Origin of the sequence: Nonomuraea wenchangensis, assembly GCF_900111685.1 — a bacterium.
Lineage (GTDB): Bacteria > Actinomycetota > Actinomycetes > Streptosporangiales > Streptosporangiaceae > Nonomuraea > Nonomuraea wenchangensis.
On sequence record NZ_FOHX01000018.1, the window covers coordinates 17,246 to 42,004 of the forward strand.

A 24,759-nucleotide genomic window follows, 5' to 3' on the forward strand; every position below is an offset into this window, starting at 1 on the left:
GAACCGATTCTGTCGTGTGATCAGTGGCGCGGGAGTGCGGAGGCCGCGCGCTCCAGGTCGTCGATGCTGCCGGACATGATCGTCCGTACGTGTTGGGTGAGGTGCTCCAGCGGCCAGTCCCACCACGCCAGCGTGAGGAGGCGGGCGATGTCGGCGTCGCTGTGGCGGCGGCGGATGAGCTTGGCGGGGTTGCCGCCGACGATGCCGTAGTCGGGGACGTCGTCCACGACCACGGCGCCGGAGGCGATGATCGCGCCGTGGCCGATGCGGACGCCGGGCATCACCATGGACCGGTAACCGAACCACACGTCGTGGCCCACCACGGTGTCACCTCGTCCGGGCAGGCCGGTGATGAGGTCGAAGTGCTCGGCCCAGGAGCCGCCCATGATCGGGAAGGGGAAGGTGGAGGGGCCGTCCATGCGGTGGTTGGCGCCGTTCATGATGAACCGCACGCCCTCGCCCAGCGCGCAGAACTTGCCGATGATCAGCTTTTCCGGGCCGTAGTGGTAGAGCACGTTGCGGGTCTCGAAGGCGGTCGGGTCGTCCGGGTCGTCGTAGTACGAGAACTCGCCCACCTCGATCAGCGGCGAGGTGACCAGCGGTTTGAGCAGCACCACCCGGGGCTGGTCGGGCATCGGGTGCACCACGGTCGGGTCGGGGGAAAGGGGTATCAACGATCGGCTCTTTCCAAGAGACACTTAAGAGTACGGAACGCACCGTTCCGATAGGATGATGTCGGCGTACGGCTACCGATGTCAAGTACGGAACGTACCGTACCGATAAAGTGGCCGCATGACCCGCACACCCCACCGCCGCGGCGCCGACCGGACCGAGGCCATCATGCGGACCACGCTGGAGCTCGGCCAGGAGATCGGCTACGCCAACCTCAGCATGGAGGCGGTCGCGGCCCGCGCCGGCGCCAGCAAGCAGACCCTCTACCGCCGATGGTCGTCCAAGGGAGCCCTGCTGCTCGACTCCCTGCTGTCGCTGAACGAACCCGGCTTGGACTACCCCTACACCGGCGACCTCGCCGCCGACCTGCGCGCGCAGATCTACGCGGCCGTGGACCTGCTGGCCGGTCCGCCGTACGGCGCCCTGTTCCAGGCCCTGGTCGGCGAGGCCCAGCATGACCGCCGGGTCGCCGTGGCGCTCAACGAGCGCTTCATCGCCCCGCAGGCGGACAAGACCGTCGCCCGGCTGCGGGCGGCCCGCGACCAGGGTCAGCTGTCGCCCGACTTCGACCTCGATCTGGCGATGGCGATCCTGTCCGGCCCGCTGTACTTCCGGCTCCTGATCACCCAGGAACCGCTGACCCACGCCTACATCGACCGGGTCCTCGATGTGCTCTTCGCCGGGATGACGCCCCGCCCGTGAGCAGGCGCAGCCAGGCCGCGGCGAGTGCGGCGTGACCGGCAGCCGGAGCAGCGCCACCGGCGGCTGCCCGGACATGGGGTACGGGCGGTAAAGTGGTCGCGGGCAGCGATCTTGGCCGGCCAGGACCGGCACCGCCCCAGGTCCGCCTCGGACTCCACAAGGTCTTCAAGGAGCGAGCAGCCATGACCGGATCGTGGGGGTGGGATCTGCTGATCGGGATCACGGCCGCGCTGCTGGTCGCCTGGCTGGCGCTGATCGGCACGCTGGCGATCGTCCGGCCCCGCGGCAATCTGCTGCGGGAGGCGCTGCGGCTGCTGCCCGACGTGCTGCGCCTGGTGCGCCGCCTGGCCGCGGACCGCGACCTGCCACGCGGCGTACGCGTACGACTCGTGCTGCTGCTGGCCTACCTGGCCATGCCCCTGGATCTGGTGCCCGATTTCATCCCCGTGCTCGGCTATGCCGACGACGCCATCATCATCACCGCGGTGCTGCGCTCCGTGGTCCGCCGGGCCGGGGTGCACGCCGTTCGCCGGCACTGGCCCGGCACCGATGACGGCTTCGCCGCGTTGACGAGGCTGACCGGGCTCGACAAGCCTTCGACCACGACCTGACGCCCGGGAAAATCTTCCCGCCTGAGCGATGACTGCGCCCCATGGCGGGAGTCCTACCAGGTGACGGGCCACACGGGTCCTTGCTGAGGAGGATTGCCATGACGTCGACCCCCACGCCCGGATGGTTCGACATCTCCACTCCCGATGCCGCGCAGGCGCGACGTTTCTATCAGGAGCTGTTCGGCTGGACGGTGAACGCCATCGACGAGACCTACGCGCTCGTCGGTGGTGACGGCGGCTCTCCGGCAGGGGGCATCGGCCAGGCGGGGCCGGGCAGCCCGTACACCGGGTTCGTGGTCTACTTCACGGTCGACGACGTCGAGGCCGCGCTGGCGCGTGCGGAGAGCCTCGGCGGCAGCCGCGTCATGGAGCCGTCGCCGACGCCCATGGGGCGGATCGCGGTGTTCGCCGACCCCGACGGCAACCATGTCGGTCTGGTGAGCCACTGACCCGGCCGGTGGCGGGAGTTCCGCGAGAGCCTGTCCGGCGGATGACTCCGCAGGTCAGCTGCTCGCGGAACTCCCCGCGAAGCCCGAGGTCAGATCCGGGTCATGGACGAGGCGTAGCCGCCTCCGCCGGGGTAGACCCATGCGCCGGTGACCGTGGTGCCGTCGGCGTCGAACGTGCCCTCGTAGTACGCCGGGCTGCCCTTCGCGCCGCCCCAGATGGTCAGCTTGTCGCCGGTCAGCTCGTACACGTAGTCCAGCGTGTCGCCGGCCGAGTCGTAGAAGCGCGACACCACGTCCGCGCTGACCGGCTCGCCGAACGGGCGCAGGTTGCCGATCACTTCCAGACCGGTGATCCGCCGGCCGTCGTGGGTGAGCTCGACGTGCTGGAACAGGAAGAAGCCGCCGGGCATCCACTCGTAACGCACCGTGCCCTCGGCGCCGCCGGTGACCTTCCAGGTGCCGACCAGGCGGTCCAGGGCTTTCAGCTCGGCGCTCGGCTGGCTGGTGTCAGGCATCGTGTCCATCTCGTCCTCCTTGGTGAGTGCTTGCCGGTACCTCGGAGTCGATCCCCGGCCCTCGACATGGATCGAATGTGGCATAAGTCACATGATGGACCACGTCGAAGTCCCGGTCCCGGTGACGAGGTAGCGGCAGGAACTCTCAAGGAGGACGTCATGGCCACCGCCATCCCCGCTGTCCACATCACTCCCGCCGCGTCCGGCCGCCTGCTGCTCGCCGGGGCACTCGCCGGGCCGGTCTTCTTCGCCTCGGCCATCGCCCAGATGCTCACCCGCGAGGGCTTCGACCTCACCCGGCACCCCATCAGCCAGCTCGCCACCGGCGACCTGGGCTGGATCCAGATCACCACGTTCGTGCTCGCCGGCCTCGGCGGCCTGGCGCTGGCCGCGGGCGTCCGGCGCACCCTCACCGAGGGGATCGGCCGGCGGGCGCTGCCGATCCTCGTCGGGATCTTCGGCGCCGGGATGGTCTGCGCCGGCCTGTTCACCATGGATCCGGAGAACGGCTTCCCCGCCGGCACCCCCGACGGACCGGCCGCCCAGCTGTCCTGGCACGGCGTGGCGCACTCGGTCGCGGCCGCCGTCTCCTTCACCGCGCTGGCCGTCGCCGCCGTCGTGCTGACCGTCCGGTACGCCCGCCGCCGGGCCGCGCTGCCCGCCGTGCTGAGCGGCGCCGCCGGGCTCGTCCTGCTGCTGCCCATGTCGCCTGATCACATGAGCGTCCAGATCGCCGTCAACGGCCTGGTCGCCTTCACCTGGACGACCACCCTCGCACTGTCCCTGCGCCGCTCCGCCTGACCCGGCATACCCTTTCCCTCACCACTCTCAAGTAGAGGATCACCGTGAAGTACCTGTTGCTCAGCTACACCCCGGCCGCCGCCTGGGACGCCGCGACCGCCGACACCCCGTCCGAGGAGGCGCTGGCCGCGTTCGCCGCGTACCAGAAGTTCGAGCAGGAGTTGATCGCCACCGGCGAGTTCGTCGGCAGCGAGGGGCTCGGCCACCCGGTGGTCAGCACCACCGTACGCAAGGGCCCGGACGGGGTGGTGGCGACCGACGGGCCGTTCGCCGAGCTCAAGGAGGTCCTGGCCAGCTTCGCCGTGATCGACGTGGCCAGCAGGGAACGCGCCGTCGAGATCGTCTCGCGGGTCGTGGAGGTGCTGGGCGAGCCGATCGAGATCCGCCCGATCATGGGCGGCGACTTCGCGGCATGACCGGCCGTTCCGGCGAGGTTGAGCACCTGCTCCGTACGGAGGCGCCGCAGGTGCTCGGTGCGCTGGTGCGTCGCTTCGGTCACTTCGACGTCGCCGAGGACGCGGTGCAGGAGGCGCTGCTGGCCGCGAGCCGGACCTGGGCCGCCGACGGCGTGCCGGACGACCCGCGCAGCTGGCTGATCCGCGTCGGCTACCGGCGGATGGTCGACCTGCTCCGCTCCGAGCAGGCCCGGCGCCGCCGCGAGCACGAGGCCGGCGTCGCCGCGCTGGCCATGGGGGAACCGGCCCGGCAGGCGCGCCCGCCGCAGGAGACCGACGACAGCCTCGCCCTGCTGCTGCTCTGCTGCCACCCCGCGCTGAGCGCCACCTCCCAGGTGGCGCTCACGCTGCGCGCGGTGGGCGGCCTGACCACCGCCGAGATCGCGCACGCCTTCGGCACGACCGAACCCACCATGGGCACCCGGATCAGCCGCGCCAAGCAGCAGCTCGCCCGCGCCGGCGCCCGCTTCACCCCGCCGACCGGCGCCGGCCGGGACAGCCGGATGGCCGCCGTGACGCAGGTGCTCTACCTGATCTTCAACGAGGGCTACACGGCCTCCGCCGGCGACGAGCTCGCCCGCGTCGACCTCACCCGCGAGGCGATCCGGCTGACGCGCATGCTCCGCGACTCCCTGCCGGACGACCCTGAGGTGGCCGGTCTGCTCGCGCTGATGCTGCTGACCGAGTCACGGCGCCCCGCCCGCACCGGCGGCGACGACGAGCTGGTGCCGCTGGAGGAGCAGGACCGGACGCGATGGGATCCCGGCCTGATCCGCGAGGGCACCGAGCTGATCGACAGCGTCTGGAGCCGGCGCGAGGTGGGCCCGTACCAGTTGCAGGCCGCGATCGCGGCCGTGCACGCCGCGGCCGCGACGCCGGAGCAGACGGACTGGCCGCAGATCGCCGCGCTGTACGTGTGGCTGGAACGGCTCACCCCGACCGCGCCGGTGCGGCTGAGCCGGGTGGTGGCGGTGGCCCAGGCGTACGGGCCGGGCCGCGGCCTGGCGCTGCTCGACGACCTCAACCGTCGCCACCGGCTGGACCAGGAACCGCTGACCCGGCAACGAGAACGCGCGGTGCGCGCCCACCTGCTCCAGATGACCGGCGACACGGCCGGCGCGGCCCGGCTGTACCGCGAGGCGGCCGCACTGACCGGCAACCAGGTCGAGCAGCGCTATCTGCTCGACCGGGCCCACCGCCTCGGCTGAGCGACACAGGGCGACGGCCCGGCCGCCGCGGTCATGATGCGGTCATGCCGCGAGGAGCATGGGTCGCCCTCCTCATCGTCTCCTTCGTGCTCGCGACCGGGCGGCGGGTCACGCTGACCGGCCACACCGACGAGGTCTACGACGTGGCCTACAGCCCCGACGACCGGCTGCCGGCCAGCCGGTCCGCGGACGGCACCGTCCGCCTGTGCCCCGCCCCGGGCTGAGCGTCCTTCTTCCGGCACATACGAGAGCACCACCAGCCTGCCGCCGGAGCTTTACCGGAACCTTCGCCATTGGCGGGCGCGCACGAGAAAGGCGCGGGCATTATCACCAGTGATGTTCGCGACACTCTCCGTACGCACGCGCCGGCCCGCCTCATCGGCGGCCCGGCTGCTGACGTACGGGCTGCTGGCGATCAGCATGCTCGTCGGGGTGGTGTTCGCGCACGGCGGCGCCTGCGCCGCGGTGGAGCTGGCCGAAACCGGCGCGGACACCCTGCCCGCCCTCCTCGGCCCTTCCACCGCGCGCTCCGCGGACGCGACCCAGGCCGGCCACGGCCGGGGCAGCGCCCAGCCGGAGGGCCGGTGCCTGCATCGGCGGCTGCCGCCCCGGCATCAGCACGGCACCGAGCAGGACAGCTCGGCGGTCAGCCCGGCCGGCGCCTGGGTCCCGCCGCCGCTCCCGGCGGCCGCAGCCGTCGCCGGTGCTCTGCCGGTCGCCGCGCCTGTTGCGGTCCGGGTGGACGGGGGGCGCTCGCCGAACGCCCCGCATAGGAATGATCTCTGCGTGCTGCGCCTATAGGACGTGCGGCTCTTCTTCCGTCGCTTTCTGTCCATCGGCGTCCGCGGCTCTCTTCGTCATGCCGCGATCGCGTCATTCTCGCTTTCGGGGAATTCCACTCATGTCATCGCAAGCCACTTTCGCGCGCCCGCAGGCGGCGCCGCTCACGGGTCGTCCGGCGCTTTCGCTCACGGTCGGCAACACGCCGCTGGTCTACCTGTCGGAGCCGTTCGTACCGGACGGCGGCGGGTTCTGGGCCAAACTCGAAGGTCTCAATCCGGGCGGCATCAAGGACCGTCCGGCCCTGCACATGGTGCGCCGCGCCCGCGCCCGGGGCGAGCTGGCTCCGGGCGCCACCGTCATCGAGTCGACCAGCGGCACCCTGGGGCTGGGCCTGGCGCTGGCCGGGATCGTCTTCGGCCATCCGGTCGTGCTGGTGGGCGACCCCGGCATGGAGGCGCTGATGCGCCGGCTGCTGACCTCCTACGGGGTACGGCTGGAGATCGTCGAGCAGCCGCACCCGGTGGGGGGCTGGCAGCAGGCCCGCCGCGAGCGCGTGCGGCACCTGCTGGCCGAGACCCCGGGCGCCTACTGCCCCGACCAGTACCACAACCCCGACAACGTCGACGCCTACGCCGGGCTGGCGTACGAGCTGCTGGCCAAGCTGCCGCACATCGACGCGCTGGTGTGCTCGGTCGGCACCGGCGGGCACAGCGCCGGCATCGCCCGCGTGCTGCGCCGTCACTTCCCCGGCCTGCGCCTCGTCGGGGTCGACACCGTCGGCTCGACCATCTTCGGCCAGCCCGCCCGCCCCCGGCTCATGCGGGGGCTCGGCTCCAGCATCCATCCGCGCAACGTCGCCTACGACGCCTTCTCCGAGGTGCACTGGGTCGCGCCGGGCGAGGCGGTGTGGGCCTGCCGCGCCCTGGCCGCCCAGCACTACGTCTCCGGCGGGTGGAGCACCGGCGCGGTGGCCCTGGTGGCCCGCTGGGTGGCCCGTACCAGCCCCGGCGGGTGCGTGGTGGCCGTCTTCCCTGACGGGCCGTGGCGCTACTTCGACACCGTCTTCGACGACGAGTTCTGCCGCGCGAACGACCTGGCCGGGGTGGTGCCCGCGCAGGAGCCGGACGTGCTGGCGCACCCCGCCGAGCGGGAGGTGCACCGCTGGACCCGCTGCGCTCACGTCAGCGACCCGCTGGCCGGTGCGCTGTGAAGGGCGTGCCGGCCGAGTTCCGCTCCTTCGAGCGGCCGATCCAGCTGCTGCAGCTCAACCAGGCGGGCATCAATCTCGGCTTCTACATGCTGATGCCGTACCTGGCCCAGCACCTGTCCGGCGCCGGGCTGGCCGCCTGGACGATCGGGCTTGTCCTGGGGCTGCGCAACGCCAGCCAGCAGGGCATGTTCCTGATCGGCGGCAGCCTGGCCGACCGACTCGGCTGCAAGCCGATGATCATGGCAGGGTGCGCGTTGCGTACCCTCGGCTTCGCCCTGTTCGGCCTGTCCACCGCGGTGCCGCTGCTCATCGCGGCGGCGGTGGTGACCGGGCTGGCCGGTGCGCTGTTCAACCCGGCCGCCCGCGCCTACCTGGCCGCCGAGGCCGGGGAGCGCAAGGTCGCGGCGTTCGCCGTGTTCAACGTGTTCTACCAGGCCGGCATCCTGGCCGGCCCGCTCGCCGGGCTCGCGCTGCTGCGCGGCGGCTTCACCGTGGTGTGCCTGGCGGCCGCGGCCGTCTTCGCGGTGCTGACCGTGCTGCAGGGGCTGTGCCTGCCGGCCCGGCGCGTCGCGGCCGAGGCTCGGCCGCCCGTGCTGCGCGAGTGGCGCCAGGCGTTCACCGACCGCGCCTTCGTCGCCTTCTCGGCGGCGATGATCGCCTCGTACGCGCTGTCGTTCCAGACGTATCTGGCGCTGCCGCTGCAGGTGCGGCACCTGGGCGGCGGCCCGGCGGTGGTGATGGCGCTGTACGCGCTGTCGGCGCTGCTGGGCATCACCGTCCAGGTGCGGCTGACCGCCTGGTGCACGTCCCGGTGGAGCCCCGGCCAGGCGATCAGCCGCGGCCTGGCCCTGATGGGCCTGGCCTTCGTGCCGCTCGCGGTCACGACGTACCTGCCGCTGCCGGCGGGTTGGGCACTGGCGCCGGTGGCGGTGTGCACGCTGCTGCTCACCCTCGGCACCCTGGTGGCCTTCCCGTTCGAGATGGCCACCATCGCGGACATGGCCGGACAGGGGCTGGTCGGCACCTACTACGGGCTGTACAACCTGGCCTGCGGCGCCGGCATCCTGGCCGGGAACCTGCTGGCCGGCGCCCTCGTGGACGCCGCCCACGCCGATGGTCTGGCGGCCCTGCCGTGGCTGCTGCTGAGCGCGGCCGGGCTGGCCTCCGCCGCGGCCGTCGGCCGCCTGGACCGGCGCGAGCGCCTGCGCGGCCCCGGCCAGGAGGCGGCGGCCACCTGACGAGCGCCGCGCCAGGCCGGCTGCGTCGCTGCCTGCGGGACCGCGCTCGTGTTGGCTGGTTCCTGCGCCGGCATGGGCTGGGTGATGAGCTGGGGCCCGCTGCGGGCGCCTCTTGAGGGCTGTGTGGGGTGGCTGCGGGCGGGCGGAACGGTCGGGAGTAGCGTGGGAAGTGGTTCTGGCACAGAAGTAGTCCGGGGGGATCGTGAATGTGCCGCCGATGGGGATGTGCTGTTCGGAAGCGGTCGGCGGCTTCGGGTTGGCCGTTTCGGCTGGCTGGCTCGCGAGTTGCGGTTGAGTGATGAAGGCGCGGAGCCGTCGCGGGCTGCCTGATCTGCTCAGGGAGTCCCGTCGTCCGCTGCGGGTGCGGGAGCACCCCAACGCGGCGTGGTTCGCTGTGGGCGCGGTGTGCATCGGTGCGTTCATGGGCCAACTGGACGCCAGCATCGTCACGCTGGCGTTCCCGGCGCTGCAACGAGAGTTCAGCTCCTCGTTGGCGGCGGTGCAGTGGGTGTCGCTGGGCTACCTGCTCACGCTTGTGGCCTTGCTGGCCGGGGCGGGCAGGGTAGCCGATACGGCGGGTCGCAAGCTGATCTATTTGCATGGCTTTGTGGTGTTCACGGCGGCGTCTGCGGCGTGCGGGCTGGCGCCGTCGCTGGCGGCGCTGGTGGGTTTCCGCGTGCTGCAGGCGGTGGGGGCGGCGATGCTTCAGGCCAACAGCGTGGCGCTGGTGGTCTCCAGCCTGCCACGGATGCGGGTGCGGGCCGGGCTGGGGTTGCAGGCGGCGGCTCAGGCGCTCGGCCTGGCCTTGGGGCCGGCGCTGGGCGGGCTGCTGGTGGGGACGCTCGGCTGGCGATGGGTGTTCTGGATCAACGTGCCGGTCGGCCTGGCCGCCATCGCCGCGGGCCATTACTTGTTGCCGCGTACTCGCCGGCGCAGGCGCGCCCGCCGCTTCGACCTGGCCGGGCTGGCCCTTCTGGCCGGCACGACCACCTGTCTGCTGCTGGCCGCCTCGGTGATCTCCGGCCTGGCGTTGCCGCTGTGGTCGTTGCCTGTCCTGCTGACTGTCGCCGCCGCGTGCGGGGTCGCCTTCTGGCTGTGGGAGCGGCGGGCGACGTCCGCGCTGATCGACGTCGGTCTGTTGCGCAGCCGGAGGGTGGCGGCCGGGCTGGCGGGTGCGTTGGGCGGCTATCTGGTGCTGTTCGGCCCGCTGGTGCTGGTCCCCCAGGTGCTGGTGGCCGGCGGCATGGGTGAGCTGAGCACCGGCCTGATCCTGACGGCGTTGCCTGCCGGGTTCGCGCTGGCCGCATTGGGCGCGGAGCAGGTGTTGCCCGCGCGGTGGAGCAACCGGCTGCGGTGCGCGGCGGGTGCCGTGCTGGCCGCGGTAGGGGCTGGGCTGGCGGCCCTGTTGCCGGGCCAGGTAGGACTCCTGGTGGCTTGTCTGCTGGTGATGGGTGCCGGACTGGGCACGTTCATTCCCGCCAACAACAGCGTCGTCATGGTCGCGGTTCCGGAACAGGTGTCGGGCACGGCCGGGGGCATGCTGAACATGGCCCGCGGCATCGGTACGGCGTTCGGCATCACGGCGGTGACCTTGGCGCTGCATCTGGCCGGCGCCTCCGTCCTGGCCGGCGCGCGGGCCGCGCTGGTCGTGCTCGCGGCGGTCGCCGTACTGGCCGCGCTCACCGCGTTCGGCGCGCCGCCCGGCCACGATCACGACGGCACAGCCCCTGGCTTTTGACGACTGCGAGGAGGGAGAAACACGATGGCGACAAGCGTGACACCGCCCAGTCTCCCCGGGTCGGCTGGTTCCGCCGGGCTGGTGCTGGCCGACACCGTCGCCCGGCTACGGCGGGCGATGCGCCGCGCCGCTCGCGCCGCCGATCCTGACTGCCGGTTGACGGTCGCGCAGCTTGAGGTGCTGTCCTGCCTGGCAGCAGCATCCGGCGCCCGTCCCAGCCAGCTGGCCCGCCATCTGAGGCTCTCCCCGAACTCGGTCACGACGCTGGTGAACGCCTTGTACGCGCGTGGCCTGGTCAGCCGATCACGCACGGCGGACGACGCACGCGCGTTCGCGCTGTCTCTCACCGCCGACGGACAGAGCGCGCTGGCGCGTTGGAGGCGTACCAATGCCATCCTCGTCCACACCGCCCTGACCGGGCTCGAGGAGCACCATCAGCGCGTGCTGGCCGAGGCGATACCCGCGCTGGACGTGCTGACCCAGGCCATCGACGCGCTCGCGGACGCTCCGCCCCACATCGAGGAGGCTGATGATGACAGCACCGTGGCTGCCGGCCGATGACCCTCAGAACCGAGCACGTCAGGCGACCCAGAACCGGTGCCTGGCGGCCGCCACCGCGCTGGTGTCCGGACTTGTGATGCTGACGGTCGGCAGCGATGACGCCCTGCTGGCGGCGGGGTCGCTCAGCCTGACCATCGCCGTGCTGCTCGGCGCGTACGCCTACCGCCACCGCTATCAGGCGCAAGGGGGACCATCACCTCGCCACCTGGCCGCACCCGACCCACGCTTCTTCCTGCTGATCGCGGTGCTCGCCCTCACCGTGGCCATCCTGGTGGGAGCCAGCCTGCTCATCCAGTGAACAGCCCGGCCCGAACACTGTGCCGGAGCAGCGGCCTCGACTGGCCGCCCGTATCGCCGCGAAGCTGTAGGCGCCGGTGCCGTGGATGCCGGAAGTCACGATCGCGCTGGAAGTGGCGTTGGGCAAGGGGCTGGAGGCCGCCCACACCATCCACACCGCGGTCACGGGCGACAGCCGCTGATCCGGAGCGGACAGCCGCCTGCCGGCTGGTGCGCTCGCCTGTGCGGCAGGGCCGCTCCTACATATCCGCTCCCTCAAATCAGTCGAGGCCCAGCCGGCGCAGGGCGGTGGTCGCCGAACGGGCCGCGTGGCGGCGTTCCTGGCCGTGCAGGGAGCGTGGGGAGCGGTCCTCCCAGTCCGATTCGAAGCATCGCTCGGTGACCAGGTCGATCATCAGTTTGCGCTCGCCGTCGATCAGGCCGTAGCAGGAGGTGCTGCGTCTCATGGGGTGGCCGACCCAGAGTGCCAGGCGCCGCGTGCGGTCGGGGTGGAAGAGGGACTCGCCGTGGGAGGGCGCGGCGGCGACGCCGGTGAGGTCGAGGATGGTCGGCAGTACGTCGAGGTGGGACGACCAGGGGATCTGCACGGCCGGCAGCGTGGGGTGGACGGCCGCCAGGGGGACGAGGGTCTGCTCCGCGGTCACGGCCGTGGCGTGGAAGTGGTAGCCGAGCTGTCCGAAGGACTCGCCGTGGTCGGCGGTGAGGACGATCAGCGGGTCGCGCAGCACGCCTCGTTCCACGAGGGTTTCGTGCAGGCGGCGGAGGGTGTCGTCGGACTCCTCCAGCGCGTCGAGGAACCGCTCGCGCCGGCCGTCGCCCCTGCGGCGGAAGCGCGGGTCGCGGACCCGGTAGGGCACGTGGGTGTCGGTGGTGTGCACGTGCAGGAAGAGCGGCGCCCGGCCGGCGGGCAGGTCGGCGAGGAGGGCGTCGGCGCCTGCCGTGGGCAGCTCTCGGTCGGTGACGTGGCCGCCCAGCCGGGCGCGGTCGACGAGGGTCTCGTAGCCGGCCTCGGCGAGGATGTCGCGCAGCCCGTAGTAGCTGGTGCGGGCGGAGGTGAGGTACGCGGTGCGGTAGCCGGCCGCGTTGAGCCGGTGGACCTGCGATTCGCCGTCGGCGCGGTAGCGGCCGTGGGCGAGGAGGACGTGCGCGTTCGTGGTCAGCGGTGAGGGCGCGACGTGGCGGGGCGAGACCACGGCGTGGGCGTACAGGGCGTCCAGGAAGGGGGTGCGGGCGCCGTCCGGCGTGAACCGGGCCAGGTGGTCGCGGCCGACGGACTCCATGGTGATGAGCAGTACGTCGTGGCCGTGCAGGGCTCCGGCGTACGGTGAGCGGCGGGGCGGTCGTGCCTGCCAGCCGTCCGCCACCGCAGAGGGCCGGTACGGGGCGGGCCAGGGGCGTGGGAGCAGGCAGTCGCCGGCGATCGAGCCGCGTAGCAGCCCGCGCCGGCGGAGCAGGCGGCCGGCCGGCAGGAGGGCGAGCACGGTGGCCAGGTGCCACCATGGGGGAGGGGGAGTGGAGGCGGCGGGTGCGAGCGCGGCGGCCAGCGCGCAGCCGAGCCAGCAGCTCGCGCGGGTGCGGGCGGACGTCGTCGCCAGCCAGGCCACGAGTACGGCCACGACGGCGACCCTGGCCGCGCCGTGCGCGTGGACCGGCAGGAACGGCACCGCGAGCCAGCCGATCACGGGCAGCGGCAGCAGCGCGAAGCCGGGGTTGTCGCGGTAGAAGGAGATCGTCCAGTCGCGTACCCAGTCCACTTCCTCGGGCTCGCGGAAGGACCTCGACTGGGCCATGCCGTCGAAGGCGAGCCGGCCGACCTCGACGGTGAACACCCGCCAGATCGCGGCCCCGATCCACACCGTGGCCAGCACGGCGAGCACCACGACGCCCGCCGCCGCGCGGCCGGCGGGTCCGCCCGCCAGCTCCGCGAGCGCCGCTCCCGCCGCCAGCGCCGCGGCCCACAGCCCGTCGCCGAGTGCGGGCCGCGCCGTGGCCTGTCCGGCGAATTTCACCGCGCGTGACGCCGCGAGGATGACGAAGGCGATGGCCGCGTCATAGGCAATCGCGAGCGTGCTCATGCGCCTCCGTAAATGGTGCGGGAATTCACGTCGACGCGGATAAAGATAGTCGGGCCGAGGCGGCGGCGATGACGTCCGTGACGGTCACACCTGCGTGGCCGCCCGTCCTGCTATATGCGGATATATCCGGAATGTGGCGGGGTGATATGGTGCAGCCCGCCGCAGAAGGACCGGGAAAGTCTTGTCTCACTGGAACGACATGTTCAGCGGAGCCGGTGACCGTCATAGTGCGAGTCATGGCGGACGTCTTCGACAAATGTCGCAGCTGGGAAACCCACCGAATTTTCAAGTCCGCCGGGCTCTACCCATTCGCGCCCCCCGTCGAGGAGTTGCTCTCTCCCGGTGAGGCGCGTATTCACGGGCGGCCGGTCATCATGGCGGCGTCCAACGACTACCTGGGGCTTTCCGCCGACCCGCGCGTACGGGAGGCGGCGCGCAAGGCGATCGCCGAACACGGCACCTCCTGCTCGGGATCCCGCCTCGCGAACGGCACGTACGTGCTCCACCTGGAGCTGGAGGAGCGCCTGGCGGCCTTCCTCCACCGCGAGGCCGCGCTCGCCCTGTCCACCGGATACCAGACCAACCTCGCGGTGTCGGCCCTCCTCGGCCAGGACGACGTCGTCCTGACCGACCAGGACAACCACGCCTCCCTGCGCGACGCCGTACGCCTGGGCGGAGCCGTCGAGCGCGTGTTCCGGCACAACGACACCAAGCATCTGGAGTGGCTCCTGTCCGACACCCCTCCCGGCAGCGGCGTGCTCATCGTCACCGAAGGCGTCTTCTCCATGGCCGGCGACATGTGCGACCTGCCCAGGATCGCCGAGCTGGCCCGGCAGCACGGGGCCCGCCTGATGCTCGACTGCGCGCACGACCTGGGCGTGCTCGGCGCGGACGGCCGCGGCGTGCCCGAGCTGTCAGGGCTGGAGAGCAGCGTCGACCTGATCATGACCACCTTCTCCAAGAGCCTGGCCTCGCTCGGCGGGGCGCTGGCCGGAGAGGCGGAGGTCATCGACTACATCCGCCATTGGGCCTCTCCCGCGGTGTTCTCCGCCTCCATGACGCCGGCTTCGGTCGCGGCGGCGCTCAAGGCGCTCGAACTCGTCGAGGCCGAGCCGGAACGCCGCCGGCTGGTCATGGAGAACGCGGCCCGGCTGCGCGACGGTCTCCTGGGTCTCGGGTACGAGGTCGGGCGATCGCCCACGCCCGTGGTGCCGGTGCACGTCGGCGACTTCATGACGTGCCTGCGGCTGTGGCGTGCGCTGTTCGACGCGGGGGTCTTCACCGGCGCGGTGATCCACCCGGCGGTGCAGCACGGCCGGGAGCTGATCCGCATCAGCGCGACCGCGGCGCACACCGAGGCGCAGCTGGACCGGATCATCGGGGCCTTCGCCGAGGCCGGCACGGCCGTGGGGGTCATCGGGCCGCAGGGCATGACACGGTGACGGCGGTGTCCGTCGAACCGGTGAGGCGACGCTCCGACCTGACCGCCTTCATCCGGTTCCCGCATCTGATCCACCGGCCGGCGGACCCGTGGATCCCGCCTCTGGACAGGGAGCGTCGCGCGTTCCTCGATTCCCGGCGCAACCCGTTCTTCGACTACGCCGAGGCCGGGCTCTTCCTGGCCAGGCGGGGCGGGCGCGTGGCCGGCCGCATCGCGGCGGTCCGCAATCCCCGCCACAACGAGTTGCACGGCCCGGACGAGGGGTTCTTCGGCATGTTCGAGTGCGTCGACGATCCCGAGGTCGCGCGCGCTCTGTTCGAGGCGGCGGCCGGTTGGCTGGCCGGGCGGGGACTGCGCACCATGCTCGGCCCGGTGAGCCTGTCGACGAACCACGAGTGCGGCCTGCTCGTGGACTCCTTCGACCGGGCTCCCGCGGTGCTCATGCCGTACAACCCCGCCTATTACCCCCGGCTGCTGGAGGCGTGCGGATGCGTCAAGGCCAAGGACCTGTGGGCGTGGGAGCTCACCTGGGACCAGGTGCCGGGGGAGTTCCTGCCTCTGGCCGACGCCCTGGCCGAAGGCTCCCCGTACACGATCCGGCCGCTCCGGCTGGCCGACCTCGACACCGCCGCCTCGCACATCTGGGAGATCTTCAACCAGGTGTGGGCGGGCAACTGGGGGTTCGTGCCCGCCACGGAGAAGGAGTTCCGCCACCTGGTACGGACGTTGAAGCCGATCCTGCGGCCCGAGCTGACGCTCGTCGCGGAGCGCGACGGCGAGACGGTGGGCGCGCTGATCGGCCTCCCCGACGCAGGCCCGGCGTTCAAGGCCGCGCGAGGACGGCTCACGCCCCTCGGCCTGCTGCGGTTCGTCCGCGCCCTGCGCCACGTGGACGCGGCCAGGCTGATCCTGCTCGGCGTACGGGCGGAGAACCGGGACGACAAGGTGGTGCTCGAACTCGGGGCGCGCGCCATGCGGTCCGCGCGCGAGCTCGGCATCCGCCGCGTCGAGTTCTCCTGGATCCTGGAGGACAACGTCGCGGCCAACGGCGTGGCCCGCTACATCGGCGCCCGCCGCTCGAAGACGTACCGCATCTACCGGCGTGACTGCGAGCCGCCGCGGTGAGGCGCTTCCTGGTCACGGGCGCGACGGGCTTCATCGGCAGGAGTCTGGTGCGGCGGCTGCGGGCCGACGGGCACGCGGTCACCGCCCTCGTACGCGTCTCGTCCTCGCCGCGGCGGCGGCACGAGCTCGACCGGCTGGGCGTCGACTGCGTCGAGGGCGACCTGGAGACAGGTGCGGGACTGCCCGCCGCCGTCGCCGCCGCCGACCGGGTGATCCATCTGGCCGGCCTGGTCAAGGCGCGCACCGCGGCGGACTACTTCCGCGTCAACGCGGAGGGGACCCGGCGGCTGGTGTCGGCGCTGGCCGCCCGCCCGGACCCGCCCCGCCTGGTGGTGTGCTCGTCGCTCGCCGCGAGCCCCACCGCGGGTCCGCCCGTGTCGTACTACGGCTTGAGCAAGCTGGCGGCCGAGACGGCCGCCCGTCGCGTGGCGCGGCGGCTGCCGGTCGTCATCGTCCGCCCGCCCATCGTGTACGGGCCCGGCGACACCGAGTTCCTGCCGTCGCTGCTGCCCATGGCGCGGCTCGGGGTGATGCTCAAGGGCGGCCTCGGACCCAGGCGGTTCTGCCTCATCCACGTCGGCGACCTGTGCACGGCGCTGCTGGCCGCGGCCGAGCGGGGCAGGACCGTGCGGCAGGACGATCCCGCGGCCGGCGTCTACACCGTGTGCGACGGCGTCGAGCACAGCGCCGAGGACATCTGCCTGGCCCTCACCCGGGCGCTCGGCCGCCGCCCGCCGCTCGTCATCCCGGTGCCCGGCCCGCTGGTCGAGCTGGCGGCGGCCGGCGCCGAGGTCGTCGGCAGGGTCCGCGGGACCGTCCCGATACTCAACAGGGACAAGGCCCGGGAGATGCGCTGCCCCTCCTGGACGTGCCCGACCGGCCGGGCCGCGGCCGAGCTCGGCTTCCAGGCCCGGACCACCCTTCAGCACGGACTCGCGGCACTCGTACGCGACGAGATCGGAGACTCGCCATGACCCCTGTCGCCATCGTCGGGATCGGCTGCCGGCTGCCCGGCGGCATCAGCGACCTGGACGGCCTGTGGGCGGCGCTCTCGGCGGGCCGCGACCTGGTCACGCAGGTGCCGCCGGACCGCTTCGAGCCCGGGCGGTTCTTCGCGGCCGACCCGGCCAGCCCGGGCAAGACCTACACGGTCGCGGGCGGGTTCCTGGACGACGTCGCCGGTTTCGACACCGGCTATTTCGGGATCTCGCCGCGTGAGGCCGCCTCCATGGACCCGCAGCAGCGGCTGATGCTGGAGCTGGCGGTGGAGGCGTTCGACGACGCCGGGTTCGACCCGGCCGTCCTGGCCGGCTCCGCCACCGGCGTGTACGTGGGAGCCTCCACCCACGACTACGAGATCATGCAGGTGAGCGAGCCCGCCGGCATCAACGCCTACACCAACGCCGGCACCTCGGCGGGCAACATCGCCAACCGCGTCTCGCACGCCCTCGATCTGCACGGGCCGAGCATGACCATCGACACCGCGTGCTCCTCCGCGCTCGTGGCCCTCCACCAGGCCGTCCAGTACGTCGGCGGCGGCGGGCGGCGGATCGCGCTCGCCGGCGGCGTCAACATCCTGATCAGCCCCTACCCGTTCGTCGGGTTCGCCAAGGCGTCGATGCTGTCGCCCCGGGGCCGCTGTCACGCCTTCTCGGCGGAGGCGGACGGCTACGTCCGCTCCGAGGGCGGCGGCTTCCTGGTGCTGAAGAGCCTGGCCGACGCCCTGGCCGACGGCGACCGGGTGCACGCGGTGGTGCTGGGCACCGGCGCCAACGCCGACGGGCGTACGCCGGGGCTGAGCCTGCCCAACCCTGACGCGCAGGAGCGGCTGCTGCGCGAGGTCTACCGTGAGGCCGGGGTCGCGGCCGATGAGCTGGTCTACTTCGAGGCGCACGGCACCGGCACCCCGGCGGGCGACCCCGTCGAGTGCGAGGCGATCGGCAGGGCCCTCGGACGCCGTCGCAGCCGGGCGCTGCCGATCGGCTCGATCAAGACCAACGTCGGCCATCTGGAGGCGGCCGCGGGCGTCGCCGGCCTGCTGAAGGCCGTCCTCGTGCTCCGCCACGGGCGGATTCCTGCCTCGCTGCACGGCGACCCGCCCAACCCGCGCATCGACTTCGCCGGTTTACGGCTGCTTCCCGTCACCGAGTCGCGGCCGGTGGAGCAGGCGGGCGGGCGCAGGGTCGCCGGGGTGAACTCCTTCGGCTTCGGCGGCGCCAACGCGCACGCCGTGCTCGCCGCGCCGCCGACGATCCCGTCGGAGGGTCCCGCGAGGCCGCGCCGGCTGCCCGTGATGGTGTCGGCGCGGAACGAGGCCGCGCTGGCCGAAGCCGCGCGCCGGCTCGCGGCGCGGCTGCCGGCGGCCTCCGGCGAGGAGTTCTACGACCTCAGCTACACCTCGTGCCGGCGGCGGGGCCACCGGGAGGTCAGGGCCGCGGTCATCGCGGGCTCGGGCGCCGAGGCCGCCGAACGGCTCACGCGGCTCGCCGCGGGCGATGCGGCGGGCGGCGCGATCGGCGGCGCCTCCGCCGGAGGGCGGGTGGCGTTCGTCTTCTCCGGCAACGGCTCCCAGTGGGCCGGCATGGGCGCCGACCTGCTGCGGAGCGAGCCCGTCTTCCGGGCCGCGGTGCACGCCGCCGACGCCGCACTGTCGCCGTGGCTCGGCTGGTCGGTGGCCGAGGAGCTGGCCGCGCCCGTGCGACGGTCGCGGCTCGCGCTCACCGAGGTGGCCCAGCCGGCGTTGTTCGCCGTCCAAGTCGGCCTGCTGGAAATGTTGCGGGACTGGGGCGTGCACCCGCACGCGGTGGCCGGTCACAGCGTCGGGGAGATCGCGGCGGCGTACGCGGCGGGGATCCTGGACCTGGGGCAGGCCGCGCGGGTGGTCGCCGTACGCAGCCGGGCCCAGGCGCCCACCGCCGGTCTCGGCCGGATGGCGGCGGCGGGCCTCGCCCCGGACGAGGCCGCGAAGGTGCTGGCCCGCTACGGGGGGCGTCTGGAGCTGGCCGCGGTCAACAGCGGTCGCGACGTGACCGTCGCCGGGGATCCCGAGGCGCTGGCCGCCCTGGGGGACGAACTCGCCTCCCGGGGCGTCTTCTTCCGGCCGCTGGACCTCGACCACGCCTTCCACAGCGCGGCCATGGACGGCGCCGAGAAGGCGGTCCGCTCGGGGCTCGACGGGCTGCGTGCCGGGGCCGGTCACATCCCGTTCGTGTCCACGGTGACGGGGCGGGAGCTCCAGGAGACGCTCGACGCCGGTTACTGGTGGCGTAACGTACGCCGTCCCGTGCTGTTCGCCCAGGCCGTCGAGCGGTTGAAAGAGCGTGGTTGTGAGCTGTTCGCCGAGATCGGGCCGCATCCGGTCCTGGGCACGTACCTGACCAGGATGGGCGTCACGGCCGTGGCCACCCTGCGGCGCGACGGCGACGGGCCCGCCGCGGTGGAGAGCGCGGTGGCCGCGCTGGCCGCCGGTGACGCGCGGCTGGACTGGGCGCGGATCTTCCCTGGTCCTGGCCGCGTCGCCGACCTGCCCGCCTATCCCTGGCAGCGTGAGCGCCAGTGGCACGGCGGCCCGCACGTGTGGGCGCGTCCCCTCGACCATCCGCTGCTGGGCGAGCGGGCGGCGCTCATGGAGCCGGCCTGGCAGGGGCGGCTCGAACCCGAACGGCTCCCGTGGCTGCCCGACCACGAGATCGACGGCACGGTGATCATGCCGGGGGCGGCGTACATCGAGATGGCCCTGGCGGCCGGCCGCCGGGCGCTGGGCGGCCCGGCCGAGGTGCTGACCCTGCGGTTCCCCTCCGCGATGACCCTGTCGGCCGCCGACCCCGTCAGGCAGACCCAGGTCACGCTGTCCGACGAGGACGGCCTGTTCAGGATCGCGAGCCGGTCCGGGCAGGAGGGCGAGTGGCGGATGCACGCCCGCGGCAGGGTGCGCCGCCTGCACGGCGAGGCCCCGGGGCGGGTGGACCTCAAGGGCGCCAGGGCCAGGGCCACACGGCATCGCGACCACGACACCTGCTACGCCGAACTGACCGCCGTGGGCTTCACCTACGGTCCGAGCTTCAAGGTGCTGCGTGAGCTGTGGACGAGCCCGCGAGAAGCGCTCGCGTCCTACGTGCTCAACGTGTCGCAGAGCGGCTACGAGGCCCATCCCACGCTGCTCGACGGAGCGTTGCACACGGTGATCCCGCTGCTCATCGGCAGCGGTCACGGCTATCTGCCGGTGTCGGTCCGTGCGGTGCGGGCCTGGCGCACCCCGCCGCCGTGGGGGTTCGCCCACACCGAGCTCACCTACGTCTCCGAGCACGAGGCCGAGTTCGACGTCACGATCAGCGACGACACCGGCGAGGTGGCCGTGCTCATCGAGGGCTGCCGGGTGCGGCGGCTGCCGACGACGGCCAGGACGCCGGTGGTCGAGTACCTGACGGAGCTGCGGCCGGCGTCCCGCTCCGGCGCACCGTCCCTTCCCTGGCCCGCGTCCTGCCGCCCGGACATCGGCGACACCGCCCGCCCCGGCGACGGCGGTGACGACGGGGCGTGTGGGGCTCACTTCGCCGACCTCACCGCGCACTTCGTCGCGCGGGCCTTCGCCCGCCTGCTGCCCGGCGCGACCGCCTTCGACGTGCCCGCCCTGCTCACGGCGGGGGTGCTGCCGCGGCACGCGCGGCTCGTGGCGGCGCTCGCCTCGATCGCCGAAGCGCGCGGCCTGCTCACCCGTGACGATGACGTCGGCGATGGCCACGCTCACGAGCCGGCCGACCATGAACGCCCTGACGCCCGCTGGCGGCCGGCCGCCGAGCCGGTGCCCGAGGCGCTCTTCCGAACGCTCCTGCGCGCCTACCCCTCCCACTCGGCGGAGCTGATCCTGCGCGGGCGCTGCGGCCAACATCTCGAACAGGTGCTGACCGGCCGTCTCGACCCGTTAGAACTGCTCTTCCCGGAGGGCGGCGGGCACACCGTGGAGCATCTGCTCGACGCGTCGCCGGGCCGGCGGCGCGACTCGCGGCTCGCCCAGGCCGCGCTCGAGGAGATCGTACGGGCCTGGCCCCGGGACCGTCCGCTGCGCGTTCTGGAGGTCGGCGGCGGCACGGCGGGGATGACGGCCGCGCTCCTGCCCGTCCTGCCCCGCCGGCTCACCGAGTACGTGTTCACCGACCCCTCCGAGGCGTTCCTCCGCCGGGCCGCGGCACGTCTTGCCCCTTACGACGACTTCGTGCAGTACCGCCTGCTCGACCTGGCGCGAGAGCCCGCCGAGCAGGGATTCGACGGCGAGTCCTACGACGTGGTCGTGGCGGACGGCGCGCTGCACGCGGTGCCGGACGTGCGCGCCGCCGTCCGCAGAGCCCGCGACCTGCTGGTGCCCGGCGGTCGTCTCCTTGTCGTGGAGCAGCACGACAGTGACCGGCTGGTCGCCGTGTTCGGGCTGCTCGAACGCTGGTGGTCCTTCGCCGACTTCGACCTGAGAGCGGCGAGCCCGTTGCTCCCGGCGGCGCGGTGGGCGACGGTGCTGGGGGAGTGCGGCTTCGGCGACGTGGTCCGCCTCGGCTCCGGAGCCGAGGCGTCCGTCCTGCTCAGCCATGCCGAGGCGCCGGCCCTGTCCGACGCGGCCACGGAGCCCGTCGTGGACGGCGGCGCGTGGATCCTGGTGCCCGAGCAAGGCGCCGGGGACGAGCTCGCGCGCGAGGTCGCGGCGGCGCTGCGCGCTGCCGGCGCGTCCCCCGATGTGCTGGACGCGACCGTGGCCGGTGTGTCCGACTGGCCGACGGCTGTCGGCGACGGCGACGGCAGCGCCGACCTCGTGCTGCTGCTGGGCGATGAACCCTCAGGCGGTCCGGGGGCGGTCGCCGAGCTCACCGGGCGGCGCGCGCAAGTGCTGCGGGCCTTGGCCGGCGCTCGCGACCGCCTGCCGGCGAAGCTCACCGCTCGTATCTGGGTCATCACGCCGCCCACCGGCCTGCACCCCACTCCGGAAAAGCCCTGCTCGCCGCCCGCCGCCGCCGTCTGGGGCCTGACCCGGTCGCTCGCCAACGAACGGCCGGACCTGGAGATCAGGCGCATCTCGCTGGAACGGACCGCGCTGCCCCGTACGGATGCGCACCGCCTCGCGCTGGAACTGCTCGAACCGTCCGCCGAGGACGAGGTCGTGCTGACCGCGGGCGGCCGGTTCGTGCCGCGGGTCCGTCCGGCCCGGCCCGTCACCCGTCCCCATGACGTCGCCGCGGGGGAGCCGTTCCGGTTGCGGCTGGACGACCAGGGGCCCGGCTACCGGCTCGCCTGGGAGCGGACCGGTCCACCGCCCGAGCCCGGCCCCCATGAGATCGTCGTGGCGGTGCGGGCCGCGGCCCTGAACTACCGTGACGTGCTCTGGGCCCGCGGGCTGCTGCCGGAGGAGGCGGTGCAGGACACCTACCTGGGTCCGCATCTCGGCATCGAGTGTGCCGGGGTGGTGACCGCGACGGGCCTGGGCGTCACGAAGTTCCGGATCGGGGACGGCGTGTTCGTCGCGACCGGCGGGTCCCTCGCCTCGCACGTCGTGGCTCGCGAAGGGCTGGCCGGGCTCATGCCGGACGGCATGAGCTTCACGGACGCCGCCACCCTGTCCATCGCCTGCCTGAGCGTGCACTACGCGCTCGACCATCTGGCCCGCCTCCGGCCGGGGGAGACGCTGCTGGTCCACGGCGCCGCCGGCGGGGTGGGGCTGGCCGCTCTCCAGCACGCCGCCCATGTCGGCGCGCGGGTCGTCGCCACGGCGGGCAGCCCCGAGAAGCGCGACCTGCTGCGGCTGCTCGGCGTCACGCATGTGGTGGACTCGCGCGACCCCGGGTTCGCCGACCGCGTCCGCGCCCTGACCGGCGGCGGCGTCGATGTCGTGCTCAACTCGCTGGCCGGTGAGGCCATCCCGCGCGGGCTGGAGCTGCTGCGCGGCGGCGGGCGTTTCGTCGAGCTGGGCAAGCTCGACCTGTACGGCGACCGGTCGGTGTCGCTGCGCCCGTTCCGTGACAGTCTCAGCCTGTACGCGCTCAACCTGGACCTCGGCCCCCTCCTCGAACCGGAGTTGTGGGCCGACCAGGTGACCAGGGTGACCCGTCTCGTGCACCGGGGCGACTACCGTCCCATCGCCAACCGGGTCTACCCGGCGGTCCGGGTGCGCGAGGCGTTCCGGCTCCTGCAGCATTCCCGCCATGTCGGGAAGGTGGTGATCTCCTTCGACCAGCCGTTCCCCGTCGAGGAGCGGCCGAAGCCCGTGGAGCTCGATCCCGAGGGGACCTACCTCGTCACCGGAGGGCTCGGCGGGCTCGGCGCGTCCGCCGCCGTACGCCTGGCCGAGCGCGGCGCGCGTCACCTCGCCCTGGTCAGCCGCGCCGGCCCGGACGCGCCCGAGGCGGCGGCCACCGTACGCGCCATCGGGGAAAAGGGCGCGACGGCCACCCCGTACGCCGCGGACGTGACCGATCCGGCCGCTTTGCGTGCCGTGCTCGACAGCATCGAGCGCACGGGCCGTCCGCTGCGCGGCGTCATCCACGCGGCGATGGTCCTGGACGACGCCCCGCTGAGCGAGCTGTCCCCGGAACGTTTCGGCGCGGCGCTGAGCGCCAAGATGACCGGCGCGTACGTGCTCGACCAGCTCACCCGTGGACGCGAGCCGGGCTTCTTCGTCCTGCTGTCCTCGCTGGCCACCGTCATCGGCAACGCCTCGCAGAGCAACTACGTGGCCGCCAACGCGTATCTGGAGGCCCTGGCCCGGTCCCGCCGCCGGGACGGGCTCCCGGCGCTCGCCCTGGGGCTGGGCGCCGTCGGCGGGACCGGCTACCTCGCCCGGCACCCGGAGCTGATGGGCTTCCTGTCGCAGCTGCTGCCACCGCTCACCCCGGACGAGGCGTTCGACGCCCTCGAAGCCGCGCTGGCGCGGGGCGTGGAGGTGACCACGGCCGCGCGCGTGACGCCGGAGGCGATCGCCGACCGGCTGCCGGCGGTGCGCGTCCCGCGGCTGGCCGAGGTGCTGCCCGCGGTCTCCCGCGACCAGGACGGGCCGAACGCCGCCCTCCACGACCTCGCCGCCCTGGGCAGCCCGCAGGAGAGGCGGGGGCTCGTGGCCGCGGCCATCGCCGAGCTGGTCGCCGGCATCCTGCACACCACGTCCGACCGGCTCCAGCTCGACCGGCCGCTCGCCCAGCTCGGCCTCGACTCCCTCATGGCCACCGAGGTGGCGGCGACGATCCGGCGGCGGTTCGGCTGCGCCGTCCCGGCCCTGGAGGTCATCGGCGCCCAGGGCATCGACCATCTGGCGCAGCTCGTACACGCCCAGCTCGTCCAGCTGCCGGCTCCGGTGGACGGTTAGCCGGCGGCGGCGGCGAGGCGTTCGAACGGGCCCGGACCGTCGTGCGGCTTCGGCGGGGCGCCCAGGTGACGGACGCGGAGCTCGTCCATGAGCTCCTCGATGAACGCCGGGCCCTCCTCGCGCATGAGCCGCTGCCGGCTCCGGAGCTCGTCGCTGCCCGGGCGCCAGTCGAGGCCCCAGTTGCCTAGGGCGTAGATGATCGGGAGGGTCTGGATGCCGGCTTCGGTGAGGCTGTAGCGGGCGCGCTGCCCCCGCGCGGCGGCGCCGCGGGTGAGGATCCCCGCCTCGACGAGCCGTACGAGTCGGTCGGCGAGGATGTTCGAGGCGATGCCCTCGATCGACCCGGTGAGCAGCGCCCGGAAGTGGCGGCGGTCGCCGAAGATGACGTCGCGCAGCACGAGCATCGACCAGCGATCTCCGAGCACCTCGACGGCGGCGTTGATCGGACACCCGGACCGTGGCTCCACGATTCCCTCCTTGACAGGCATTTCACTCCACCTATAGTACTTGCAAAGTACAACCACTTGGGAAGAAGGGGAG

General features: G+C 73.1%; 21 protein-coding genes. 17 read left to right on the forward strand and 4 right to left on the reverse strand.

Features of this window, described 5'->3' with window-relative positions:
- Positions 1 to 20: 20 nt before the first annotated feature.
- Positions 21 to 635 carry a CatB-related O-acetyltransferase gene (locus BMW85_RS38275; RefSeq protein ID WP_177241096.1) on the reverse strand — a complete coding sequence of 205 codons (615 nt, stop codon included), beginning with the start codon at positions 633 to 635 and terminating at the stop codon, positions 21 to 23.
- A gap of 157 nt (positions 636 to 792) precedes the next feature.
- On the opposite strand from BMW85_RS38275, the gene BMW85_RS38280 reads away from it, so the two are divergent.
- From BMW85_RS38280 to BMW85_RS38290, 3 genes are all read left to right on the forward strand, one after another.
- Positions 793 to 1,374, forward strand: coding sequence for a TetR/AcrR family transcriptional regulator (locus BMW85_RS38280; protein ID WP_245775306.1), 582 nt, complete (start codon positions 793 to 795; stop codon positions 1,372 to 1,374).
- Between the two features lie 182 nt (positions 1,375 to 1,556).
- Complete coding sequence (locus tag BMW85_RS38285; RefSeq protein ID WP_091091684.1) at positions 1,557 to 1,985, forward strand: YkvA family protein; 429 nt, start codon at positions 1,557 to 1,559, stop codon at positions 1,983 to 1,985.
- A gap of 98 nt (positions 1,986 to 2,083) precedes the next feature.
- Positions 2,084 to 2,434, forward strand: coding sequence for a VOC family protein (locus BMW85_RS38290; RefSeq protein ID WP_091091687.1), 351 nt, complete (start codon positions 2,084 to 2,086; stop codon positions 2,432 to 2,434).
- Positions 2,435 to 2,523: 89 nt separating this feature from the next.
- Here BMW85_RS38290 and BMW85_RS38295 read toward each other — a convergent pair whose 3' ends face one another.
- The gene (locus BMW85_RS38295) at positions 2,524 to 2,958 is read right to left on the reverse strand and encodes a DUF1579 domain-containing protein (protein ID WP_218156116.1); all 435 of its coding nucleotides are present in this window, start codon (positions 2,956 to 2,958) and stop codon (positions 2,524 to 2,526) included.
- A 150-nt stretch (positions 2,959 to 3,108) separates the two neighbouring features.
- Between BMW85_RS38295 and BMW85_RS38300 the strand changes: the two genes are divergently transcribed.
- The 10 genes from BMW85_RS38300 to BMW85_RS38345 all read left to right on the forward strand — a co-directional run bounded on the left by BMW85_RS38300 (position 3,109) and on the right by BMW85_RS38345 (position 11,241).
- On the forward strand, positions 3,109 to 3,750 hold the full coding sequence (locus BMW85_RS38300) for a DUF998 domain-containing protein (protein WP_091091690.1): 642 nt from the start codon (positions 3,109 to 3,111) through the stop codon (positions 3,748 to 3,750).
- A 44-nt stretch (positions 3,751 to 3,794) separates the two neighbouring features.
- Positions 3,795 to 4,166 (forward strand): YciI family protein, encoded by a 372-nt coding sequence (locus BMW85_RS38305; RefSeq protein WP_091091692.1) that lies wholly within the window; start codon positions 3,795 to 3,797, stop codon positions 4,164 to 4,166.
- Positions 4,163 to 5,413 carry an RNA polymerase sigma factor gene (locus BMW85_RS38310; protein WP_091091694.1) on the forward strand — a complete coding sequence of 417 codons (1,251 nt, stop codon included), beginning with the start codon at positions 4,163 to 4,165 and terminating at the stop codon, positions 5,411 to 5,413. Before BMW85_RS38305 ends, BMW85_RS38310 begins: the two co-directional genes overlap by 4 nt.
- A gap of 44 nt (positions 5,414 to 5,457) precedes the next feature.
- Complete coding sequence (locus tag BMW85_RS38315; RefSeq protein ID WP_091091696.1) at positions 5,458 to 5,637, forward strand: WD40 repeat domain-containing protein; 180 nt, start codon at positions 5,458 to 5,460, stop codon at positions 5,635 to 5,637.
- Between the two features lie 112 nt (positions 5,638 to 5,749).
- A complete protein-coding gene (locus BMW85_RS38320; RefSeq protein WP_091091699.1) occupies positions 5,750 to 6,214 on the forward strand; it encodes a hypothetical protein in 465 nt (154 codons plus the stop codon).
- A gap of 100 nt (positions 6,215 to 6,314) precedes the next feature.
- Positions 6,315 to 7,406, forward strand: a complete 1,092-nt coding sequence (locus tag BMW85_RS38325) for a PLP-dependent cysteine synthase family protein (protein ID WP_091091700.1) — start codon at positions 6,315 to 6,317, stop codon at positions 7,404 to 7,406.
- Positions 7,403 to 8,644, forward strand: a complete 1,242-nt coding sequence (locus BMW85_RS38330; RefSeq protein ID WP_091091703.1) for an MFS transporter — start codon at positions 7,403 to 7,405, stop codon at positions 8,642 to 8,644. The genes BMW85_RS38325 and BMW85_RS38330 overlap by 4 nt, the downstream gene beginning before the upstream one ends.
- A gap of 298 nt (positions 8,645 to 8,942) precedes the next feature.
- The gene (locus BMW85_RS38335; RefSeq protein WP_091091705.1) at positions 8,943 to 10,382 is read left to right on the forward strand and encodes an MFS transporter; all 1,440 of its coding nucleotides are present in this window, start codon (positions 8,943 to 8,945) and stop codon (positions 10,380 to 10,382) included.
- Positions 10,383 to 10,406: 24 nt separating this feature from the next.
- The gene (locus BMW85_RS38340) at positions 10,407 to 10,943 is read left to right on the forward strand and encodes a MarR family winged helix-turn-helix transcriptional regulator (protein ID WP_091091707.1); all 537 of its coding nucleotides are present in this window, start codon (positions 10,407 to 10,409) and stop codon (positions 10,941 to 10,943) included.
- Entirely contained in the window at positions 10,912 to 11,241 is a 330-nt protein-coding gene (locus BMW85_RS38345) for a hypothetical protein (RefSeq protein ID WP_143082546.1), read from the forward strand. The genes BMW85_RS38340 and BMW85_RS38345 overlap by 32 nt, the downstream gene beginning before the upstream one ends.
- 259 nt (positions 11,242 to 11,500) lie before the next feature.
- On the opposite strand, the gene BMW85_RS38350 is transcribed toward BMW85_RS38345, so the two are convergent.
- A complete protein-coding gene (locus BMW85_RS38350; RefSeq protein WP_091091711.1) occupies positions 11,501 to 13,315 on the reverse strand; it encodes a sulfatase-like hydrolase/transferase in 1,815 nt (604 codons plus the stop codon).
- Positions 13,316 to 13,551: 236 nt separating this feature from the next.
- Between BMW85_RS38350 and BMW85_RS38355 the strand changes: the two genes are divergently transcribed.
- Genes BMW85_RS38355 through BMW85_RS38370 form a run of 4 tightly spaced genes read left to right on the forward strand, consistent with a single transcriptional unit; the run spans position 13,552 to position 24,219 of the window.
- Positions 13,552 to 14,757 (forward strand): aminotransferase class I/II-fold pyridoxal phosphate-dependent enzyme, encoded by a 1,206-nt coding sequence (locus BMW85_RS38355; RefSeq protein WP_177241097.1) that lies wholly within the window; start codon positions 13,552 to 13,554, stop codon positions 14,755 to 14,757.
- Between the two features lie 5 nt (positions 14,758 to 14,762).
- Entirely contained in the window at positions 14,763 to 15,881 is a 1,119-nt protein-coding gene (locus BMW85_RS38360) for a GNAT family N-acetyltransferase (RefSeq protein ID WP_143082547.1), read from the forward strand.
- Positions 15,878 to 16,855: an NAD-dependent epimerase/dehydratase family protein gene (locus tag BMW85_RS38365; protein WP_091091718.1), complete on the forward strand. Its 978-nt coding sequence runs from the start codon at positions 15,878 to 15,880 to the stop codon at positions 16,853 to 16,855. The genes BMW85_RS38360 and BMW85_RS38365 overlap by 4 nt, the downstream gene beginning before the upstream one ends.
- The gene (locus BMW85_RS38370) at positions 16,852 to 24,219 is read left to right on the forward strand and encodes a type I polyketide synthase (protein ID WP_091091721.1); all 7,368 of its coding nucleotides are present in this window, start codon (positions 16,852 to 16,854) and stop codon (positions 24,217 to 24,219) included. Before BMW85_RS38365 ends, BMW85_RS38370 begins: the two co-directional genes overlap by 4 nt.
- Here the strand turns inward: BMW85_RS38370 and BMW85_RS38375 are convergent.
- Positions 24,216 to 24,686: a winged helix-turn-helix transcriptional regulator gene (locus tag BMW85_RS38375; RefSeq protein ID WP_218156117.1), complete on the reverse strand. Its 471-nt coding sequence runs from the start codon at positions 24,684 to 24,686 to the stop codon at positions 24,216 to 24,218. The genes BMW85_RS38370 and BMW85_RS38375 overlap by 4 nt on opposite strands.
- Positions 24,687 to 24,759: the final 73 nt, after the last annotated feature.

What these genes read in the sequence shown, in the direction of transcription:
- BMW85_RS38335 (WP_091091705.1), top strand. Translation starts at nt 8,943, where the DNA reads ATGAAGGCGCGGAGCCGTCGCGGGCTGCCTGATCTGCTCAGGGAGTCC.
- BMW85_RS38295 (WP_218156116.1), bottom strand. Translation starts at nt 2,958, where the DNA reads ATGGACACGATGCCTGACACCAGCCAGCCGAGCGCCGAGCTGAAAGCC.
- BMW85_RS38325 (WP_091091700.1), top strand. Translation starts at nt 6,315, where the DNA reads ATGTCATCGCAAGCCACTTTCGCGCGCCCGCAGGCGGCGCCGCTCACG.
- BMW85_RS38345 (WP_143082546.1), top strand. Translation starts at nt 10,912, where the DNA reads ATGATGACAGCACCGTGGCTGCCGGCCGATGACCCTCAGAACCGAGCA.
- BMW85_RS38280 (WP_245775306.1), top strand. Translation starts at nt 793, where the DNA reads ATGACCCGCACACCCCACCGCCGCGGCGCCGACCGGACCGAGGCCATC.
- BMW85_RS38320 (WP_091091699.1), top strand. Translation starts at nt 5,750, where the DNA reads ATGTTCGCGACACTCTCCGTACGCACGCGCCGGCCCGCCTCATCGGCG.
- BMW85_RS38370 (WP_091091721.1), top strand. Translation starts at nt 16,852, where the DNA reads ATGACCCCTGTCGCCATCGTCGGGATCGGCTGCCGGCTGCCCGGCGGC.
- BMW85_RS38315 (WP_091091696.1), top strand. Translation starts at nt 5,458, where the DNA reads ATGCCGCGAGGAGCATGGGTCGCCCTCCTCATCGTCTCCTTCGTGCTC.
- BMW85_RS38275 (WP_177241096.1), bottom strand. Translation starts at nt 635, where the DNA reads ATGCCCGACCAGCCCCGGGTGGTGCTGCTCAAACCGCTGGTCACCTCG.
- BMW85_RS38340 (WP_091091707.1), top strand. Translation starts at nt 10,407, where the DNA reads ATGGCGACAAGCGTGACACCGCCCAGTCTCCCCGGGTCGGCTGGTTCC.
- BMW85_RS38355 (WP_177241097.1), top strand. Translation starts at nt 13,552, where the DNA reads ATGGCGGACGTCTTCGACAAATGTCGCAGCTGGGAAACCCACCGAATT.
- BMW85_RS38285 (WP_091091684.1), top strand. Translation starts at nt 1,557, where the DNA reads ATGACCGGATCGTGGGGGTGGGATCTGCTGATCGGGATCACGGCCGCG.
- BMW85_RS38290 (WP_091091687.1), top strand. Translation starts at nt 2,084, where the DNA reads ATGACGTCGACCCCCACGCCCGGATGGTTCGACATCTCCACTCCCGAT.
- BMW85_RS38300 (WP_091091690.1), top strand. Translation starts at nt 3,109, where the DNA reads ATGGCCACCGCCATCCCCGCTGTCCACATCACTCCCGCCGCGTCCGGC.
- BMW85_RS38350 (WP_091091711.1), bottom strand. Translation starts at nt 13,315, where the DNA reads ATGAGCACGCTCGCGATTGCCTATGACGCGGCCATCGCCTTCGTCATC.
- BMW85_RS38310 (WP_091091694.1), top strand. Translation starts at nt 4,163, where the DNA reads ATGACCGGCCGTTCCGGCGAGGTTGAGCACCTGCTCCGTACGGAGGCG.